The 18,271-nt window shown below is 64.3% G+C and carries 18 protein-coding genes; 6 read left to right on the plus strand and 12 right to left on the minus strand.

The features are described from left to right. Nucleotides 1-2: 2 nt before the first annotated feature. From L6637_RS18410 to L6637_RS18420, 3 genes are all read right to left on the minus strand, one after another. Nucleotides 3-713: a hypothetical protein gene (locus L6637_RS18410; RefSeq protein WP_237863188.1), complete on the minus strand. Its 711-nt coding sequence runs from the start codon at nt 711-713 to the stop codon at nt 3-5. Between the two features lie 133 nt (nt 714-846). Continuing rightward, a complete protein-coding gene (locus L6637_RS18415) occupies nt 847-1,095 on the minus strand; it encodes a hypothetical protein (protein WP_237863189.1) in 249 nt (82 codons plus the stop codon). A gap of 122 nt (nt 1,096-1,217) precedes the next feature. Continuing rightward, nucleotides 1,218-2,183, minus strand: a complete 966-nt coding sequence (locus L6637_RS18420) for an NAD(P)H-dependent flavin oxidoreductase (protein WP_237863190.1) — start codon at nt 2,181-2,183, stop codon at nt 1,218-1,220. 95 nt (nt 2,184-2,278) lie between these two features. Here L6637_RS18420 and L6637_RS18425 point away from each other — a divergent pair, with 95 nt between their 5' ends. Beyond that, the gene (locus tag L6637_RS18425) at nt 2,279-3,841 is read left to right on the plus strand and encodes an AMP-binding protein (RefSeq protein WP_237863191.1); all 1,563 of its coding nucleotides are present in this window, start codon (nt 2,279-2,281) and stop codon (nt 3,839-3,841) included. 393 nt (nt 3,842-4,234) lie between these two features. On the opposite strand, the gene L6637_RS18430 is transcribed toward L6637_RS18425, so the two are convergent. The 7 genes from L6637_RS18430 to L6637_RS18460 all read right to left on the minus strand — a co-directional run bounded on the left by L6637_RS18430 (nt 4,235) and on the right by L6637_RS18460 (nt 9,869). Further along, the gene (locus L6637_RS18430) at nt 4,235-5,008 is read right to left on the minus strand and encodes a thioesterase family protein (protein ID WP_237863192.1); all 774 of its coding nucleotides are present in this window, start codon (nt 5,006-5,008) and stop codon (nt 4,235-4,237) included. 11 nt (nt 5,009-5,019) lie between these two features. Next, nucleotides 5,020-5,988: an NAD(P)H-dependent flavin oxidoreductase gene (locus L6637_RS18435; protein ID WP_237863193.1), complete on the minus strand. Its 969-nt coding sequence runs from the start codon at nt 5,986-5,988 to the stop codon at nt 5,020-5,022. Nucleotides 5,989-6,239: 251 nt separating this feature from the next. Further along, nucleotides 6,240-7,640: an aspartate ammonia-lyase gene (locus tag L6637_RS18440; protein WP_237863194.1), complete on the minus strand. Its 1,401-nt coding sequence runs from the start codon at nt 7,638-7,640 to the stop codon at nt 6,240-6,242. 29 nt (nt 7,641-7,669) lie between these two features. Continuing rightward, entirely contained in the window at nt 7,670-8,197 is a 528-nt protein-coding gene (locus tag L6637_RS18445; protein ID WP_237863195.1) for a hypothetical protein, read from the minus strand. Between the two features lie 44 nt (nt 8,198-8,241). Continuing rightward, nucleotides 8,242-8,844 (minus strand): YqaA family protein, encoded by a 603-nt coding sequence (locus L6637_RS18450; protein WP_237863196.1) that lies wholly within the window; start codon nt 8,842-8,844, stop codon nt 8,242-8,244. Nucleotides 8,845-8,985: 141 nt separating this feature from the next. After that, nucleotides 8,986-9,390, minus strand: a complete 405-nt coding sequence (hisE, locus tag L6637_RS18455) for a phosphoribosyl-ATP diphosphatase (protein WP_237863197.1) — start codon at nt 9,388-9,390, stop codon at nt 8,986-8,988. 116 nt (nt 9,391-9,506) lie between these two features. Beyond that, the gene (locus L6637_RS18460) at nt 9,507-9,869 is read right to left on the minus strand and encodes a hypothetical protein (protein WP_237863198.1); all 363 of its coding nucleotides are present in this window, start codon (nt 9,867-9,869) and stop codon (nt 9,507-9,509) included. Between the two features lie 304 nt (nt 9,870-10,173). On the opposite strand from L6637_RS18460, the gene L6637_RS18465 reads away from it, so the two are divergent. From L6637_RS18465 to L6637_RS18485, 5 genes are all read left to right on the plus strand, one after another. After that, complete coding sequence (locus L6637_RS18465; protein ID WP_237863199.1) at nt 10,174-11,979, plus strand: glucan ABC transporter ATP-binding protein/ permease; 1,806 nt, start codon at nt 10,174-10,176, stop codon at nt 11,977-11,979. A 201-nt stretch (nt 11,980-12,180) separates the two neighbouring features. Continuing rightward, complete coding sequence (locus L6637_RS18470) at nt 12,181-13,638, plus strand: D-alanyl-D-alanine carboxypeptidase family protein (RefSeq protein WP_237863200.1); 1,458 nt, start codon at nt 12,181-12,183, stop codon at nt 13,636-13,638. A 196-nt stretch (nt 13,639-13,834) separates the two neighbouring features. After that, the gene (locus L6637_RS18475) at nt 13,835-15,520 is read left to right on the plus strand and encodes a long-chain fatty acid--CoA ligase (RefSeq protein WP_237863201.1); all 1,686 of its coding nucleotides are present in this window, start codon (nt 13,835-13,837) and stop codon (nt 15,518-15,520) included. 15 nt (nt 15,521-15,535) lie between these two features. Continuing rightward, nucleotides 15,536-16,090 carry a DUF924 family protein gene (locus tag L6637_RS18480; RefSeq protein WP_237863202.1) on the plus strand — a complete coding sequence of 185 codons (555 nt, stop codon included), beginning with the start codon at nt 15,536-15,538 and terminating at the stop codon, nt 16,088-16,090. A 108-nt stretch (nt 16,091-16,198) separates the two neighbouring features. Continuing rightward, nucleotides 16,199-16,684, plus strand: a complete 486-nt coding sequence (locus L6637_RS18485; protein ID WP_128949648.1) for a peroxiredoxin — start codon at nt 16,199-16,201, stop codon at nt 16,682-16,684. Between the two features lie 125 nt (nt 16,685-16,809). Here L6637_RS18485 and rnhA read toward each other — a convergent pair whose 3' ends face one another. Continuing rightward, the gene (gene rnhA / locus L6637_RS18490; protein ID WP_237863203.1) at nt 16,810-17,274 is read right to left on the minus strand and encodes a ribonuclease HI; all 465 of its coding nucleotides are present in this window, start codon (nt 17,272-17,274) and stop codon (nt 16,810-16,812) included. Further along, the gene (locus L6637_RS18495; RefSeq protein ID WP_237863204.1) at nt 17,271-18,266 is read right to left on the minus strand and encodes a homoserine kinase; all 996 of its coding nucleotides are present in this window, start codon (nt 18,264-18,266) and stop codon (nt 17,271-17,273) included. The genes rnhA and L6637_RS18495 overlap by 4 nt, the downstream gene beginning before the upstream one ends. Nucleotides 18,267-18,271 lie beyond the last annotated feature (5 nt).

The raw sequence follows: 18,271 nt of genomic DNA on the forward strand, positions 1-18,271 counted from the left end.
CGTTAGATCTGCTGCGCGACCTTCTCCAGCCCGATGATGCGGGCGAGCTTGCGCACTTCTTCCTTCTGGTCGTCACGCAGTTGGAACAGCAGCGGCATCGCGGCCGATTTCAGCTGCTGAACCTCGTCGCAATTCGGATCGATCTGCACGTTCGGCCCATTGGGATTGGAGAGCTTGTTGGCCGAAATCTTCTTGACGACGCTGCGCAGCGCGCTCTCGACGGAGGGCCAGTAATATTCCTGCGACGACGACAGTTTCAGACGATCCCGGATGCCGGCGATCTGCACGTCGGAGAGCAGAGAGTAGGTCTTTTGCGGCTGCGGCTTCGCAACCGGCTTCGGCTTCGACGGAGCCTCGATCGCGGCTGATGTCTCGGGAGCAGCGGGCGCCTCGTTCACGCTCGCTTTCGGCATCGGGAAATCGGACGGCGTGGCCGAGGCAAAAGCCTGGCGCAGGGGCTCTGTGAGCACCGGTGCCTGCGACAGCCTGTCGGCGGGAACCTGGACCGGATCAATCGCGGCCGAGGCCAGCGCCAGGGTCGGAACCAGCCGATCGGCCTTGGCGGCACGGTTGGCAGCGAGAGGCTTGGGCGGGGCCTGGGTGATCATCTCGGCACTGACACTGGGCACGCTGTCGCGGCCGAGGATGGCGGTGGTGGCGGCACCGAGGACGAGGATACAGGTCAGCACGGTGATGGTGATGGCTCTGGACAAACTTGTCTCCGGAAGGACCGCTTCACGATGTTGTTAGAGATGCCCGGCAAAAGGGCACGAATTAAGGCTTGAGTGTGCCTTTCAGGCGACAATCGCCTTGCCTATGACGACGGAGGCAGAAAACCGAGCGAAATCAGGCCGCTATGCCCAGATCGTAGGCGTCCTGAATGTCGGCGACGATCTCGGAGGCCTCCCAGACCGCACGCGGCTCGACCGATTGCAGCGTCACCGTCCAGTTGCCGCCCCGGCGGGTACGGGGAACGCGGACGATGTCGAAGCGGACATTGCGGCAGAGCGGGTGACGGGCCAGAGCATGGGCGACGCGGACGCGGATCTCGTCCAGCGTAGCTGCGGTCTTGCTGTTGAGAAAATCGAAATCCATTGCCTGTCCCTCTCGTCCTGATTGGCGGCCGTGAGGGATTCTTGGCGGGCGATGGTTAATCTGCCGTTAAATGCGGGCGTGCGGAGCCATGCGGGATTAACCGTGCTGGGCGGCGCAGGAGGCTACCGCGACGTCACCTCGCGGTATTCGGCGACCGTTCGCGCGACGAGGTCATTGACCGCCATCACGTCAGTGACTCCCGACGTCGAGTGCCCGCCGCTCCAGATATCGCGCCAGCGCTTCGGCCGGTTCTCGCGCGCGCTGACGTCGATGTCCTTGCCGATGTCGATGGCGCCGCGCGCCGGCAGGTCATTGGGGTCGAGCCCGGCGGCGACGATCGACGGCTTCAGCATGCTGGTCTGCAATCCGGTGAAGGCGGTGGTGAGCAGGATGTCGTCGGCGCTGCTCTCGACCAGCATCTGCTTGTGGCGCTCGTCCGCCATGCTCTCGCGCGTCGCGATGAATTTCGTGCCCATGTAGCCGAGATCGCAGCCGAGCACTTCGGCCGCACGCAGCGCGCGGCCATCGCTGATGCCGCCGGCCAGCACGATGATGCCGTCGTAGAACGCGCGCACTGCGCGGACGAAGGCAAACGGATTGAGCCAGCCGGTTTGTCCGCCGGCGCCCGCGGTCAGCAGCACCAGCCCATCTGCGCCTGCTTCTGCCGCGCGCTCGGCGTGGCGGATCGAGGCGACGTCCGCCAGCACCAGGCTGCCTGCATCATGTAGCGGCTTCAACACGGGCGCGGGCGAGCCGACCGACGTGATGACGATCTCGGGCTTGTGCTTGAGCAGCACGGCGAGATCCTGCTCCAGCCGCGCGTTGGAGCGATGCACGATCAGGTTCGGACAGAGCGGCGCGGCCCTGCGGCCAGTTTGATCTTCGTGCTGGCGTAGACGTGTTGCGATCTCGGCGAACCATGCATCGAGCTGTTCCGGATTGCGGCAATTCACGGTGGGGAAGCTGCCGATGACGCCGTTACGACAAGCCGCGACCATCAGCTCGACGCCCGACACCAGGAACATCGGCGCGGCGATCAGCGGCAGGCCGAGACGATCGCGAAAAACTTGCAGTCGATCGGACGTCACTCTCTCGCCTCCTCGTTCCATCCCGCATTCTCTGTGCTAGCCTCGTCAGCAACATTGGCACGCGAGAAGCCGATGACAAAGCAGCGAGGAAACATATGTCCGATCCGCTCCACGCATCGTCCCCGACTTGTGCGCAGACGCTACGGGCGCTGGCGCGCTATCCCGGCCGCACGGCTTTCGCATGGCCCGGGGGATCGCTGAGCTATCAGGGCACACTCGATCTGATCGGACGCATCCAGGGCGTATTCATGCGGCTTGGCCTGCAGCCGGGTGCGCGCGTCGCGTTCCTCACCGCCAACCGCGCCGACACCTGGTGCGCCGGCGTCGCCGCGCAATTGTCGCGATGCTGCATCACCTGGCTGCATCCGCTGGGATCGGAGACGGATCAGCTTTTTCAGCTCGAGGATTCCGAGGCCGAGGTGCTGGTCGTCGATGTGGCTGCGTTCCGCGATCGCGGCGGCGAGCTCGCAGCGAAGGCGGCTTTGCTCAAGGCCGTCTTCACGATGGGGCGGGCCGACTACGGCGTCGATCTGCTGGCGGCGATCGAGAGCGCCGGACATGCCGGCGCGCAGTGCCTCGCTGGCCTCGATGATCTCTCCACACTGAATTACACCGGCGGCACGACAGGCAAGTCCAAGGGCGCGCTGCGCTACCACCGCGAAAACGCCGGAGCTGCCGGTGCGATCCTCGCCGATTTCGAGATCCCCGACGCAGCGCGCTATCTCACGGTGGCGCCGATCAGCCATGTCGCCGGCACAAAAGTGCTGCCGACGCTGATGCGTGGCGGCACGGTGCACATGCTGAAGGGCTTTGATCCCGAGGCGGTGCTGGCGACGATCGCGCTCGAGCGCATCAATTTCACGCTGTTCGTGCCGACCATGATCTATGTGCTGCTCGATCATCCCGCGCTTGATAAGACCGATCTTTCATCGCTCGAGCTCGTGCTCTATGGCGCCTCGGCAATGTCGCCCAGCCGGCTTGTCGAAGGCATCGAGCGCATCGGCCCGGTGTTCTCTCAGCTCTACGGCCAGACCGAATGCTATCCGGTGTCAGTGTTGCGCAAGAAGGATCACGATCCCAAAACGCCCGAGCTGTTCCTGTCCTGCGGCTTCCCGATCGCGGCGTGCGAGGTCAAGATTCTCGACGACAACGACCAGGAGGTGAAGACAGGCGAGGCCGGCGAGATCTGCGTGCGTGCGCCGCATGTGATGGCGGAGTACTGGAAGCGGCCTGACATCACCGCCGAGACATTGAAGAACGGCTGGGTCCACACCGGGGACATCGCGCGCCAGGACGAGCGTGGCTACATGTTCATCCTCGACCGCAAGAAGGACATGATCGTCACCGGCGGCTTCAACATCTTTCCGCGCGAGGTCGAGGACGTGCTGTCGCAACATGCCGATGTCGCGATGGTCGCGGTCGTCGGAATCCCCGACGAGAAATGGGGCGAGGCCGTCACCGCCATCGTCGTGCCGCGCGAGGGCACCAGACCCGATCCGGACGAACTGATCAACATGGTACGGACCCGAAAAGGCTCGGCGCATGCGCCCAAGCAGATCCAGTTCGTCAAGCAGCTGCCGATGACCGGCGTCGGCAAGGTCGACAAGAAGGTGCTGCGCGCCGGCTTCTGGAGCGGGCGGGACCGGATGGTGGGATAATCTCCCTGATTGCAGCGACGGGTTCGGACTACACGCATCGCGCGAAACACCGGGAGTTTTGAGCGCATTTGCCCGGGATTTTACGGTGTCGTTGTGGCCGCGACACCACAACGCGCCACGGAGTGTGTGCCCGCGCGGCTTGCGCGATTGCCCGCGAATCAGGGAATCAACTAGACCGCTGATGGGGCTGGGAAGCGGAGTGGGACATGAGAGTCGCTTCCCTGGAAAGTGCAGTCGCCGCGGTCACGTTGATCACGGCTATCATCGTGGTGCTGTGGGAGATCAAGATCTTCTACGGACTGTGAACTGGCAGGATGCCGAGCATCCCTTCCGCGGCGGCGGAAGCCTGCCGTTCAATCGGCTCCAGGAGCGATCGCGGCACGGCCGTCACCCTCACCGCTTCTCGATCACTAGGCTCTGCACAGCGCGACCGAAATAACCCTGCCGATCCGCGAGCCGCGACATCGCAAGGCCCGCGCCGTCAGGGCCGATCCAGGATTCACCGTCCAGCAAGATCCAGTCGCCGACCGGTTGGCGCGCCAGGCTCACCGTGAGGTCTGCATTGATGTAGGTCCAGCTGCGGAAGTCGAGCGTCGAGGCGGTACCGTTGGAGAAATCGGCGGCGACCACCGCGCGCATCGTCTGCGAGACCGCCTCGCCTTCGACCAGCGGGTGATCGAGGCGAAACCAGATCGCGCCGGCGCCGGCCTGCCCGAAGCGGCCCCGCGCGGCGCGCATCGAGACCATGCCAGCGAACGGACTTGTCGCACCGTGCCCGTCCTCGACCAGCGAGTCCTCGGGCGACGGCAGGGTAACAGGCAGATCCTTCACATCGTCGGGCAGTGGCTGCGACTGCTGCTTGATCTTGAGCACGGTGGCGCCGACGACCTGCACATCGTCGGCGAACAGCTTGATCTCGCAGAGCTGGATCTTGCGGCCCTCGCGCAGCACTTCGGTTTCGATGGTGAGCGGCGCGACCGGCACCGGCCGCATCAAGTCAATGGTGACCCGCGCGACGTTCATCGGCACGGGCGTCGGAATCCGCTCCGCCGCCCACGTCACCAGCGATGACGGCGCCGAGCCGTGCTGCATCCGCCGGTCCCAGGGGCCGGCAGCATTCGGACTGGTGACGACGCTGTTGCCGTCGACGCGATAGATGGCACTCATCGCCAGCGCCATCACAGCGGCGGATCGATCGCTTCCTCGTATTCCTTCTTGAAGCGCGCGATCATCTCGGCGGCAGGCACGATGCCGTCCACGCTGCCGATGCCCTGGCCGGAGCCCCAGATCTCTTTCCAGGCCTTCGGCTTGGCGCGCTCGCCGGAGGCGTCGGTGCCGAAATTCATCTTGGACGGATCCGACGTCGGCAGGTTTTCAGGATCCATGCCGGCGGCGAGGATCGACGGCTTCAGGTAGTTGCCGTGCACGCCGGTGAAGAGGTTGGAATAGACGATGTCGTCGGCCGTCGAGCCCGCGATCATCTCCTTGTACTTCTCGACCGCGTTGGCTTCCTTGGTCGCGATGAAGGCCGAGCCGATATAGGCAAAGTCGGCACCGAGGATGCGCGCGGCGCGAATCGCCTTGCCGTTGCCGATGGCGCCCGACAGCGCGATCGGGCCGTCGAACCATTTGCGGGTCTCGGCGACGAAGGCCAGCGGCGAGATGGTGCCGGCATGGCCGCCGGCGCCGGCCGCAACCAGGATCAGGCCGTCGGCGCCCTTCTCGATCGCCTTGTGAGCGAATTTCTGGTTGATCACGTCGTGGAAGACGATGCCGCCCCAGCCGTGCACGGCCTGGTTCAGCTCCTCGCGCGCGCCGAGCGAGGAAATGATCATCGGCACCTTGTACTTGGCGCAGAGTTGCATGTCGTGATCGAGCCGGTTGTTCGACTTGTGCACGATCTGGTTGACCGCGAACGGCGCCGACGGCTTGTCGGGATGGGCGCGGTCATAGGCCGCGAGCTCCTCGGTGATCCGCGCCAGCCATTCGTCGAGCAGCTCCGGCGGCCGCGCATTCAGCGCCGGGAACGAGCCCACCACGCCCGCCTTGCACTGTGCGATCACGAGGTCGGGCACCGAGATGATGAAGAGCGGCGAACCGATCACGGGGATCGACAGGCGTCCCTTGAACAGAGCAGGCATGGACATTGCGGAGCGATCCTTTGCTGGCAGGCGCATGAGAGGTTGGGACCATACCAACAAGGCAATCTTTCCACTGTCAAGTATTGCGTTGTGACGCCGTGGCGGGTGCCACTACGGCAATTCCAACGCGCGGAATTCCTGCTCCGTCATTCCGGGGCGCGCGAAGCGCGAGCCCGGAATCCATTTGGCCGCGGGCGCTGACGCGCGATGGATTCCGGGCTCGACGCTACGCGTCGCCCCGGAATGACAGCGACCGCCTACCCAAGCAAATCCGGATTGATCAGCCGCTCGAACGAGAACATCTCGTCCCATTTCTCCTGCGTCAGCAGCTTGCGCTCGACCACCACGATCTGGTGCAGCGACTTGCCGCTCTTGTAGCCCTCGCGCGCGATCTCGGCGCATTGCTTGTAGCCGAGCAACGGCTTCAGCACGGTGACGATGCCGAGCGAGTTCAGCACCATGTTGCGGGTGTGCTCCTCGTTGGCGGTGATGCCGACAATGCAGTTCTCGCGCAGGCTGTTGACGGCGCGCTCCATGGTGCGGATCGAGAAGAACAGCGCGAACGATATCACCGGCTCCATCACGTTGAGCTGGAGCTGACCGGCGCTTGCTGCCAGCGTGACGGTCATGTCGAGGCCGATGACGAGGAAGCTGGTCTGGTTGACGACCTCGGGGATGACGGGATTGACCTTGCCCGGCATGATCGAGGAGCCCGGCTGCAATTGCGGCAGGTTGATCTCGTTGAAGCCGGCGCGCGGGCCCGAGGCGAGCAGGCGAATGTCGTTGCAGATTTTCGTCAGCTTGCTCGCGGTGCGCTTGAGCACGCCGGAGAGCTGCACATAGGCGCCGGTGTCCGAGGTCGCCTCGACGAGGTCGCCGGCGAGGATGAAATCGACGCCGGTCAGTGCGCTCAAATGCCGGACCGCGAGCTTGGGATAACCGACCGCCGCAGTGACGGAGGTGCCGATCGCGGTGGCGCCAAGATTGATCTCGCGCAGCAGCGCGCGCGCTTCCGAAATGCGGTCGACCTCCTCGCCGATGGTGGTGCCCCATCCCTTGAACTCGGCGCCGAGCGACATCGGCACCGCGTCCTGCAGATGCGTGCGGCCCATCTTCAGCACGCGGTCGAATTCGCGGCCTTTTGCGAAGAAGGCCTCCTGGAGCTGGCGTAGCGCCGTCATGTAGCTCTCGAGGCGAAGGATCAGCGCGAGGCGAAACGCGGTCGGATAGGTGTCGTTGGTGGACTGGCCATAATTGACGTGGTCGTTCGGGCTGACGTGCTGGTAGTCGCCCTTGTGGAAGCCGAGCGATTCCAGCGCGAGGTTGGCGATCACCTCGTTGGCGTTCATGTTGGTCGAGGTGCCGGCGCCGCCCTGGATGAAATCGGTGACGAACTGATCCATCATGTCGCCGGCGATGACGCGGTCGCAGCCGAGGATGATGGCATCGGCGACCTTGGCGTCGATTGCGCCGAGGTCGCGGTTGGCCATCGCCGCGGCCTTCTTGACGTAGCCCAGCGCCTTCACGAAGTAAGGCTCCTGGTTCATCGGAATGCCGGTGATGTGGAAGTTCTCCTTCCCCCGGATGGTCTGGACGCCGTAATAGATGTCGTCGGCGATCTCACGCTGTCCGAGGAAGTCCTGCTCCGTGCGGCTCATGGGCGCTCCTTGCTGCTCGCGCGACGTCCCTAGTTCTGGCACAGCGCGCTGGTGACGACGGTATCGGTGCGGCAATCGTCAGGTTTGCGTTGCCTGCCCGGAATGAGCACCTTGGCCGAGCACTTCTCGGCGGAATCGGTGTTGAGGCTCTTGCCTTCCTTGTAGCCCTTGCTCTGGCAGAGCTGGTTGGCCGCGAGCTTGCAGTCGGGCGCACCGTTCGACGAGGCCGGGCAAGCCGCGCGCCCGGAGACCATGCTGGACGGCGTCGCCAACCGCGACAGGTCGTTCATGGTCTCGCTAGGGCTTTTGATCGGCGGCAGGATCGAGGGCAGCTTGTCGAACAGCTTGCCCATTTCGTTGATCAGCCCGGGATTTTCCGCTGGCGCCTGCGGCGCTGAGGGTGCGGGCGGCGGAGCGGCCTGAGGCCCCTGCTCCTGCAAGCCGAGCGATTGCGGCGCCGATTGCGCCCAGCCGATCCCGCCGGCGCTGACCATGAGCAGCACTGCTGACATCAGCGTCCCGAGCCATACGGCCGGATTGCCGGATCGAACCATCATGAGGTCAACCGTAGCCGAAGCCGGCGCGGTGGCAAAGCGCGGGGTTAGATCAGCTTGATCGCCACAACAAAGCCGAGCACCAGCACGGCGGCGCCGAGCGCGACCCACAGGCCGAGATGCCGCTCGATCCGCTCGCGGATCCAGTCGCCATAGCGGTTGAGCAGGATCGCCACGATGAAAAAGCGTCCACCGCGCGCGACGATCGAGCACAGGACGAAAAGAGCGAGATTGTAGCCGGCAAAGCCCGAGGTGATGGTGACGAGCTTGTAGGGGATCGGCGTCAGGCCCTTGAGCAGGATGATCACCGCGCCCCACTCGGCATAGGAGGCGCGGAAAGCGTCGACCTTGTCGCCGAGGCCATAGACCTGGATCAGCCAATGTCCGACCGAGTCAAACAGCAGCGCGCCGATGGCATAGCCGAGCAGTCCGCCCAGCACCGAGGTCGCGGTGCAGATCGCGGCATAGACCCAGGCGCGCTGCGGGCGCGCCAGTGACATCGGGATCAGCATCACGTCCGGGGGGACGGGAAAGAAGGAGCTTTCTGCGAAAGCCACGGCACCCATGATCCAGAGCGCATAGGGCTTGTGGGCGGCGTCGATGCACCAGTCGTAGATACGTTTCAGCATGGCGCCGCGATGAAGCACCATGGGACGGATTTGTCCATCGCGAGTTTTGTGACGGTTAGCGTGATCCGGACCCGAAGGGCCGCCTTAGCGCAAAGTGTAGGCGGTTTTCCGAAAAGATCACGCTCAAACAACAACCTAAAGCGCGATGAGCTTCATCGCGCTTTAGTGCCTTTTTCGCGCTCCGCGCCCTTCGAGCGCGGCAATTGGCCGCCTCGCGGAGATGCGAGGTGAGGCGACTTTGGGCAGCTTCATCGCCGACTTCGGCAGCTTTTCGGCAATGCCGAGCATGTCCTCCCGCCGCGACATCTCGCGCCAGACGTCTTCGGGGCGGACGCCTGCGGACGCCCAGAGCACGGTGAGATTGTAGAGCAGATCGGCGCTTTCGCGGACCACGGCCTTGGCGTCGCCGTTGACCGCATCGATCACGACCTCGATGGCCTCTTCAGCCAGCTTCTTCGCCATCTTGGAGGGGCCGCGCTGAAACAGGCGCGCGGTGCGCGATGTTGCCGGATCAAGATCCCTGGCCGCGAGCACAGCCAAATACAGCCGCTCAAGCGAATCACTCATGTCGTAAAAACTACTCTAAACCAATGGAGAGCGCGTTAACGCGCGACAATAAAAGCGAAAAACAGGCCGGCGCGACAAGCGCGACGGCCTGTTGATCGATGGCATGGAGCGATTGGTTATTCGCAAGCGTAGCCGGAATAGCCGTGGGCGCAGACCTTGGTGTAGCCGCCATAGCGCTCCTGGTAGCCCGAGTCGTAATAATAGGGACCATAGCCGGGTCCGCTGTAGTAGGCCGGGCCGCTGTCGTAGTAGTAGCCCGGACCCGAATCATAGGCGTAGGCGTCGCGGGTCGCGGCGATCGCAAGCCCGGTACCGATGGCGCCGGCAATCGCCGCACCGGCGAAGGCCGCGCCGCCACCGCCATGCCAATGACGGCCGCCGGCGAACGAAGCGGTAGGGGCGACGCTGGTCAGCGCCAGCACCGCGGCAGTGGCGAGAACGGCCTTGCGGCCGGCAAACTTTGAAAATCGGTCAAACATGTCCTGGACCCTCCTTGGGACCTGCACTGGCGCCTCGATACAGGCTCGTGTCTTTCAAACACCCGCATCCCATGTTGGGTTCCCCAACCCCAACACAAGCTGAACAGCCTTGCGTGATCGTGACGCAACCGCCGCTCATCTCCCGTTCAGGTTGGGTGACGCAGGCACATCAGGCACGCCGCGGCTCAGTGCCGTCGGCGAGAGATCGAGCGGATGGCAAAAGCTTCCGCTGTATCTCGCGGGCGATCCCTGTTTAGAATGTCATCTCAAGGTCATACCGCCTGCCTGGGTCAGCGCCTGCCTCATGTCCATTTTCCGTCTCTACACCCGTGTTCTCGAGCTGCTCGGCAAGGAGGCGCGGCTGGGCTGGCTGCTGGCATTCGCCAATCTGCTGCTGGCCGGCTCGCAATTCGCCGAGCCGGTGCTGTTCGGGCGGATCGTCGACGTGCTCTCCGGCAAGACGGTCGCAGGCTCGAGCTCGGCCTGGCCGTTCCTGCTGGCGTGGGCCGCGTTCGGCCTGTTCACCATCGCCTGCAGCGCGCTCGTGGCCTTGCAAGCCGACCGGCTCTCCCATCGCCAGCGCCAGGCGGTGCTGACCAGCTATTTTGAACACATCCTGCAGCTGCCATTGACCTTCCACTCCGGGACCCATTCGGGCCGGCTGATGAAGGTGATGCTCAACGGCACGGATGCGCTGTGGCGGCTCTGGCTCGGCTTCTTCCGCGAGCATTTTGCCGCGATCCTCTCCGTCGTGGTGCTGCTGCCGCTGTCGCTCTATCTGAACTGGCGGCTTGCGATCCTCTTATTCGTACTCTGCATCGTCTTCACCGCGCTGACGACCTTCGTCGTGCGCAGGACGTTCGGCATGCAGATGGCGGTCGAGGAGCATTACAGCGAGCTCTCCGCACGTGCCTCCGACGCGCTCGGCAACGTCGCGCTGGTGCAGAGCTTCGTGCGCGTCGAATCCGAGGTCAAGGGACTGCGCTCGGTCGCCGACGAGCTGCTCGCGGCGCAAATGCCGGTGCTGTCGTGGTGGGCGCTCGTCACCGTGATCACGCGCGCCTCGACCACCATCACCGTGCTCGCGATCTTCACGCTCGGCATCGCGCTGCATGACCAGGGCCTGACCTCGGTCGGCGAGATCGTGATGTTCGTCAGCTTCGCCACCCTGCTGATCCAGAAGCTCGAACAGGTGGTGAGCTTCATCAACAACGTGTTCATGGAAGCGCCGCGCCTGCGCGAGTTCTTCAATGTGCTCGATGCCGTGCCGGCCGTTCACGACCGGCCAGATGCGATCGATGCCGGAAGGCTCTCCGGCCTCGTCGAGTTCAACGACGTCACCTTCTCCTATGACGGCAAGCGGCCGGCGGTCGAGGATCTCTCCTTCACTGCGCTGCCGGGCCAGACCATCGCGCTGGTCGGCCCGACCGGTGCCGGCAAGTCGACCGCGATCGCGCTGCTGCACCGTGCCTTCGATCCGCAATCCGGCTTCATCAGGATCGACGGCATGGACGTGCGCGGCGTCACGCTGACATCGCTGAGGCGGAACATCGGCGTCGTGTTCCAGGAAGCGCTGCTGTTCAACCGCTCGATCGAGGAGAACTTGCGCGTCGGCAAGCCCGACGCGACCGAAGCGGAGATGCGCAAGGCGGCGGAGCGCGCGCAGGCGCTCGAATTCATCGAGCGCAGCGGCGGCTTTGCGACCAATGCCGGTGAGCGCGGCCGCATGCTGTCAGGCGGCGAGCGGCAGCGGCTGTCGATCGCGCGTGCACTGCTGAAGGACCCGCCGATCCTGATCCTGGACGAGGCGACCAGCGCGCTCGATGCCGTGACCGAGGCCAAGGTCAACGCTGCTCTCGACGAAGTGATGAAGGGCCGCACCACGTTCGTGATCGCCCACCGCCTCTCCACCATCCGTAATGCGACACGGATCCTGGTGTTCGAGAACGGGCGGGTGATCGAAAGCGGAACTTTCGATGAACTCGTCGCCAAAGGCGGCCATTTCGCCGAGCTCGCCCGGGCCCAGTTCATGGTGCAGGAACAAGCACAGGCCACACGGAACAGCGCGAGTGCCGCGGAGGCCGCTTCGGCTGCCGTCAAAGCCCCATAAAAGTCCCCACAGCAAGTCCCCGTAGCGCCGTCGAAATTCAGCCTATTTCGTTGCGGAATACCGCCCCGAAGCCCCTATGCTCGACGCACGAGCCGGTATAGGTTTGCGCTGCCGCGAGCGGCGGCGCCGGATTTCAAAACCGAACATCAGATCACGAGAACCGCGTGGAACCAGCGGCTCTCCAAGGACCGGAATCGGATAGTGCACGCCTTTCGCCCGCTGCTTCGCAAATCCCTGTTCAACCTGTTCGCCGCGACGCTCGCCGTCGCTGCGCTCCTCGCGCCACGCCTCGCGAATGCCGAAGCGCTGCTGCTGATCGAAGCCGATACCGGCAAGGTGCTGCAGGCCGATAACGCCACCATCCCCTGGTATCCAGCCTCCGTCACCAAGATCATGACCGCCTATGTGACGCTGAAGGCAGTGAAGGACGGCAAGATCACACTCGACACGCTGCTGACGGTGTCGCCGACGGCCGCCTCGCAGTCGCCCTCGAAGATGGGCCTGCGTCCGGGAACGCAGCTCACCGTCGACAACGCGCTGAAGATGATGATGGTCAAGTCGGCGAACGACATGGCCGTGGTGCTGGCCGAAGGCCTCGGCGGCTCGATCGACGGCTTCTCGGTGATGATGAACGACACCGCGAAGAAGCTCGGCATGACGCAGACGAACTACGTCAATCCCAACGGCCTGCCGGCGGACGGACACGTCACCTCGGCGCGCGACCTCGGCATTCTCGCCCGCTCGTTCCTGCGCGACCTGCCCGAATACGAATACTTCGTGCACATCCCCGCGATCCGTTTCGGCAAGCGGATCACGCCGAACTTCAACAAGCTGATCGGCCGCTACCCCGGCGCCGACGGTTTCAAGACCGGCTTCATCTGCGCCTCCGGCTACAACCTCGTGGCGTCAGCCACGCGCAACGGCCGCCGTCTGATCGCGGTGGTGCTCGGTGCCAGCTCCGGCACTGCGCGCGCGGTGAAGGCGGCGCAGCTGCTCGAGCGCGGCTTCAGCCAGGACAATCTGTCGTGGCTGCGCCCCTCGCTCGGCACCGTCGAGAACCTCGTGCCGGTCGATGCCTCGCCGCCGAACCTGCGCGAGGAGATGTGCGGTGGTCACCGCAAGCATCCGGCCAGCGACGACGACGATGCGCTGATCGCGACCAATGGCAGTGGATCGACCTCTCTAACCGGTGGCGAAGCCAAGGTCACGTTCTTCACCGCCGGCCTCCAGCCACCACTGATGAAGGCCTCCGATTTGATGGCCTCGGCCGCGGAGCCTGTGGAGCCCGTGGTGGTCTATACCGGCCCGACTCGCACAGGCGCGGCCCTCGTCGCGGCCGTCGCAGCCGACACGGACCAGCAGGCCACGCCGAAAGCGCGTGGCAAGAAGTCGCGCGTTGCCAAGAAGCCCGACGCCGGCAGTGACACCAAGACGGCGGCCGCCAAGCCCGACGCCACGGCGAAAAGCGATGCAAAGAGCGCTGCAAAGCCGGCCGCGAGCAAGCATGCCGCGGCCAAGCCTTCTGAGAACAAGCCTTCTGAGAACAAGCCTTCTGCGAACAAGCCTGCTGCGAACAAGCCGGCGGCGAGCGGCGATCAGGCTGCCAGATCTGCAAAGCCCAAGGCCGCGACAAAGAAGCCCGCGCCCAACAACAGCTAGGTTAACGCTCCAGGTCCGTCAGGCTGCGGGGCGCACTTCGCACCTGCGGCAGCGACTTGCGACGATTCCAGTAGCCACTTTCCGGCCTTTGCCCTAAGCCTCGACCGCTTGCCAGCCGTACCGGCAGGCTCGATACTGGCGGCAATGAGGCAGCCCGGGACACAACGGGCTCTGGTGTTAAGAGAGGGGAGTTTCCATGGAGCGCATCTGGCTCAAGCAATATCCGCCCGGCGTGCCCGCTGATATCGAGCCGACGCAATACGCATCGCTGGTCGACCTGCTGGAGGAGAGCTTTGCGAAGTTCGCCGACCGCAAGGCGTTCATCTGCATGGACAAGGCGATCACCTATCGCGACCTCGACCAGATGTCGCTGGCGCTCGCCGCCTATTTGCAGGGCCGCGGCCTGCAGCGCGGCGCCCGCGTCGCGATCATGATGCCGAACGTGCTGCAATATCCGGTTGCCACCGCGGCCGTGCTGCGCGCCGGCTTTGCCGTCGTCAACGTCAACCCGCTCTACACGCCGCGCGAGCTCGAGCATCAGCTCAAGGATTCCGGTGCCGAAGCCGTCATCGTGCTGGAGAACTTTGCCCACACCGTCGAGCAGGTGATCGCGAAGACACAGGTCAAGCACGTCATCGTCGCCAGCATGGGCGATCTGCTCGGCTTCAAGGGCGTGATCGTCAATCTGGTCGTCCGCCGCGTCAAGAAGATGGTGCCGGCCTTCGCACTGCCGGGCTCGGTGACGTTCAACGACGCGCTCGCGGCCGGCCGCGGCCAGACCTTCAACAAGCCAAAGCTCTCGCCCGGCGACGTCGCTTTCCTGCAATATACCGGCGGCACCACCGGCGTCTCCAAGGGCGCCACGCTGCTTCACCGCAACATCGTCGCCAACGTGCTGCAGAACGACGCCTGGCTGCAGCCGGCGCTCAATTCGCCGCCGCATGTCGAGCAGCTCATGATCGTCTGCGCGCTGCCGCTCTATCACATCTTCGCGCTGACGGCCTGCTACCTGCTCGCGGTGCGCGCCGGCGGCTGCAATCTGCTGATCCCGAACCCGCGCGACATCGCAGGCTTCATCAAGGAGCTGGCGAAATATCAGGTCAACAGCTTCCCGGCCGTCAACACGCTCTACAACGGCTTGATGCATCATCCCGATTTCAAGAAGCTCGACTTCTCCAAGCTGAAGATTTCCAACGGCGGCGGCATGGCGGTGCAGCGCCCCGTGGCCGAGCAGTGGAAGGCCGTGACCGGCTGCTTCATCGCCGAAGGCTACGGCCTGTCGGAGACCTCGCCGACGCTGACCTGCAACCCTGCAACCACAACCGAATTCTCAGGCTCGATCGGCATCCCCGTGCCCTCGACCTGGATCTCGATCCGCGACGACGACGGCAATGAGTTGCCGCTCGGTCAGGCCGGTGAGATCTGCGCCAAGGGCCCGCAAGTGATGTCGGGCTACTGGAACAGGCCGGAGGAAACCGCCAAGGTGATGACGGCGGACGGCTATTTCCGCACCGGCGACATTGGCGTGATGGACGAGAAGGGTTTTACCAAGATCGTCGACCGCAAGAAGGACATGATCTTGGTCTCCGGCTTCAACGTCTATCCGAACGAGATCGAGGAAGTGATCGCGAGCCATCCGGGCGTGCTCGAATGCGCCGTGATCGGCATCCCCGATGCCAAATCGGGCGAGGCGGTGAAGGCCTTTGTGGTGAAGAAGGATCCGAACCTCACGGCCGAGGACGTGATCAAGTTCTGTCACGAGCAGCTCACCGGCTACAAGGTGCCCAAGCACATCGAATTCCGCACCGACCTGCCCAAGACCAATGTCGGCAAGATCCTGCGCCGCGAGCTGCGCGACGAGAAGAAGGCTCAGGCGGCGTAAGTCCGTCTCTGCTCCATGACTGACGTCCGCGACATCACGCCATCAGGCATTCTCGCCTTCTGGCGAGAGGCCGGCCGCGACGCCTGGTACAAGCGCAACGAGGCTTTCGATGCCGAGATCAGGTGCCGCTATCTCGGCCTGTGGGAGCAGGCCGCCGCCGGCCGGCTGACCTCCTGGGAGGGCAGCGACGACGGCGCGCTTGCGCTGGTCATTGTGCTCGACCAGTTTCCCCGCAACATGTTCCGCGGCACGCCCGCTGCTTTTTCCAGCGACGCGCTGGCGCTCGATATTGCCCGCCGCGCCATCGATCGAGGCGCCGGTGGCCGGGTCGATCCTGCCCTGCTCGAATTCCTCTATATGCCGCTGATGCATTCCGAGCACCTCGGCGACCAGGAGCAATGCGTCGCGCTGTTCCGCGGGACCGACAATAAGGACGCCCAGGAATCGGCTGCCGAGCACGCCGAGATCATCCGCCGGTTCGGCCGCTTCCCTCACCGCAACACTGTCTTCGGACGCGAGACCACGGCTGACGAACAGGCCTTCCTCGATGGCGGCGGGTTTGCCGGCTGATGACATAACGGTGAAGGGAGGCCTGCCCGTCCGCTTCTTCCGCCGGCAATATTGTGCAGTTCGGCCGCACGGTCTAAAAAGCGGGACCGATTTTCAGGGAGACTGACGATGGCGATCCAAGTTGGCGACAAGCTGCCCGAGACGAAATTCCGCGTGATGACGGCGGAAGGCCCGCAGGTGAAGACCACCGACGATATCTTCAAGGGCAAGAAGGTGGCACTGTTCGCGGTGCCCGGCGCCTACACCGGCACCTGCCACAAGATGCATCTGCCGAGCATCTTCCTCAATGCCTACGCCATGAAGGACAAGGGCGTCGACACCATCGCGATCGTCTCGGTCAACGACGCTTTCGTCATGAACGCCTGGAAGCGCGACACCGACCAGCGCGACGAGGCGATCTTCCTCGCCGACGGCAATGCCGATTTCGCCAAGGCGATCGGCATGGAGCTCGACGCCTCCGGCAACGGCCTCGGCATCCGCTCCAAGCGCTACTCGATGCTGGTCGAGGACGGCGTGGTCAAGAAGCTGAACCTCGAGGCGATGCCCGGCAAGGTCGAGGTCTCGGGCGGCGATACGCTGCTGGGGCAGCTCTGAGCCTTAGCCGCGGCTCTTCTTAAGAATGACGTCATGCCCGGGCTTGTCCCGGGCATCCGCGTTCTTGGTCGTGCGCATCAAGGCGCGGATGGCCGGGTCAACCCGGCCATGACGAGTGGAAAGACCTACTCCGCCAACCGCTGCTGCAACCGCGCCTTTACGATCCCGTCCCGCGCGAGCTGATCCGCGCGCTCGTTCTCCGGATGGCCGGCGTGGCCCTTGACCCAATGCCAGCGCACCTCGTGCGCTTTCAGCGCCGCATCGAGGCGCTGCCATAGCTCGACATTCTTCACCGGCTTCTTGTCGGCGGTGCGCCAGCCGTTGCGCTTCCAGCCGTGGATCCAGCCGGTGATGCCCTGCCGGACATATTGGCTGTCGGTGTAGAGATCGACCGTGCACGGCTTCTTCAGCGCTTCCAGCGCCGAGATCGCCGCCATCAATTCCATCTGGTTATTGGTGGTGTGGCGCTCGCCACCGTTCAGCTCTTTTTCCTTTTCGCCGAACTTCAGGATCGCGCCCCAGCCGCCGGGCCCGGGATTGCCCGAGCACGCGCCGTCGGTGAAGATCGTGACATTGGGAAGCTCGCTCACGCGACCAGTCCTGACGGCATCAGCCCATAATCCCGCACGCTGGAAACGCTCTGATGGAACCGCAGCTTGCGGACATATTCGAGAGGATCCTTCGGCTTGACCAGCGCGCCCGGGGGGACGTTGAGCCAGTCGACCAGCCGCGTCAGCAGGAAGCGGATCGCGGCGCCGCGCGCGAGCAGCGGCAGCGCGGCCTCTTCCGCCTCCGAGAGCTTTCGCACCCGGCCATAGGCGTTGAGGAAGGCGCGCGCCTTGGTAACGTTGAAGGAATGATCCGGCTCGAAGCACCAGGCGTTCAGGCAGATCGCGACGTCATAGGCCAGCATGTCGTTGCAGGCGAAGGTGAAGTCGATGATGCCCGAGAGCTTGTCACCGAGGAAGAAGACGTTGTCGTTGAAGAGATCGGCGTGGATCACGCCCTCGGGCAGATTGGTTGGCCAGACTCCACCCGAGAGATAGTCGAGCTCGGCTTCGAGAAACGCGCGCAGGCCGGGCTGCACTTCGTCGGCGCGATCCGCCGCAGCATCGAACAACGGCCGCCAGCCCGCGACGGACAGCGCGTTGGCCCGTTTGATCGCAAAATTGGCGCCGGCCAGATGCATCCTCGCCAGCCCCTCGCCGACGCCGGCGCAATGCACAGCGTTCGGCTTGCGCGGCCAGATGCCCTCGAGAAAGGTGATGATCGCGGCCGGCCGTCCCTGCAACTCGTGCAGCGCCTCGCCGTCTTTCGCCTTCACCGGCAGCGGGCACGTCACGCCATGCTCGGCCAGATGCGTCATCAGCGCGAGGAAGAACGGCAGATCGTTCTTGGCCACGCGCTTCTCGTAGAGCGTGAGGATGAACGAGGCTTGCTGATTTCCTTGGCTGGTGTGCAGCAGGAAGTTGGTGTTCTCGACGCCCTCGGCGATGCCCTTGTAGGAGAGCAATTCGCCGAGATCGTATTGCTTCAGGAAATCCGCAAGCTCGTCGGCGGCAACGTCGGTGTAGACCGCCATGCAAG

Source organism: Bradyrhizobium zhengyangense (assembly GCF_022012435.1).
Classification (GTDB): Bacteria; Pseudomonadota; Alphaproteobacteria; order Rhizobiales; family Xanthobacteraceae; genus Bradyrhizobium; species Bradyrhizobium zhengyangense.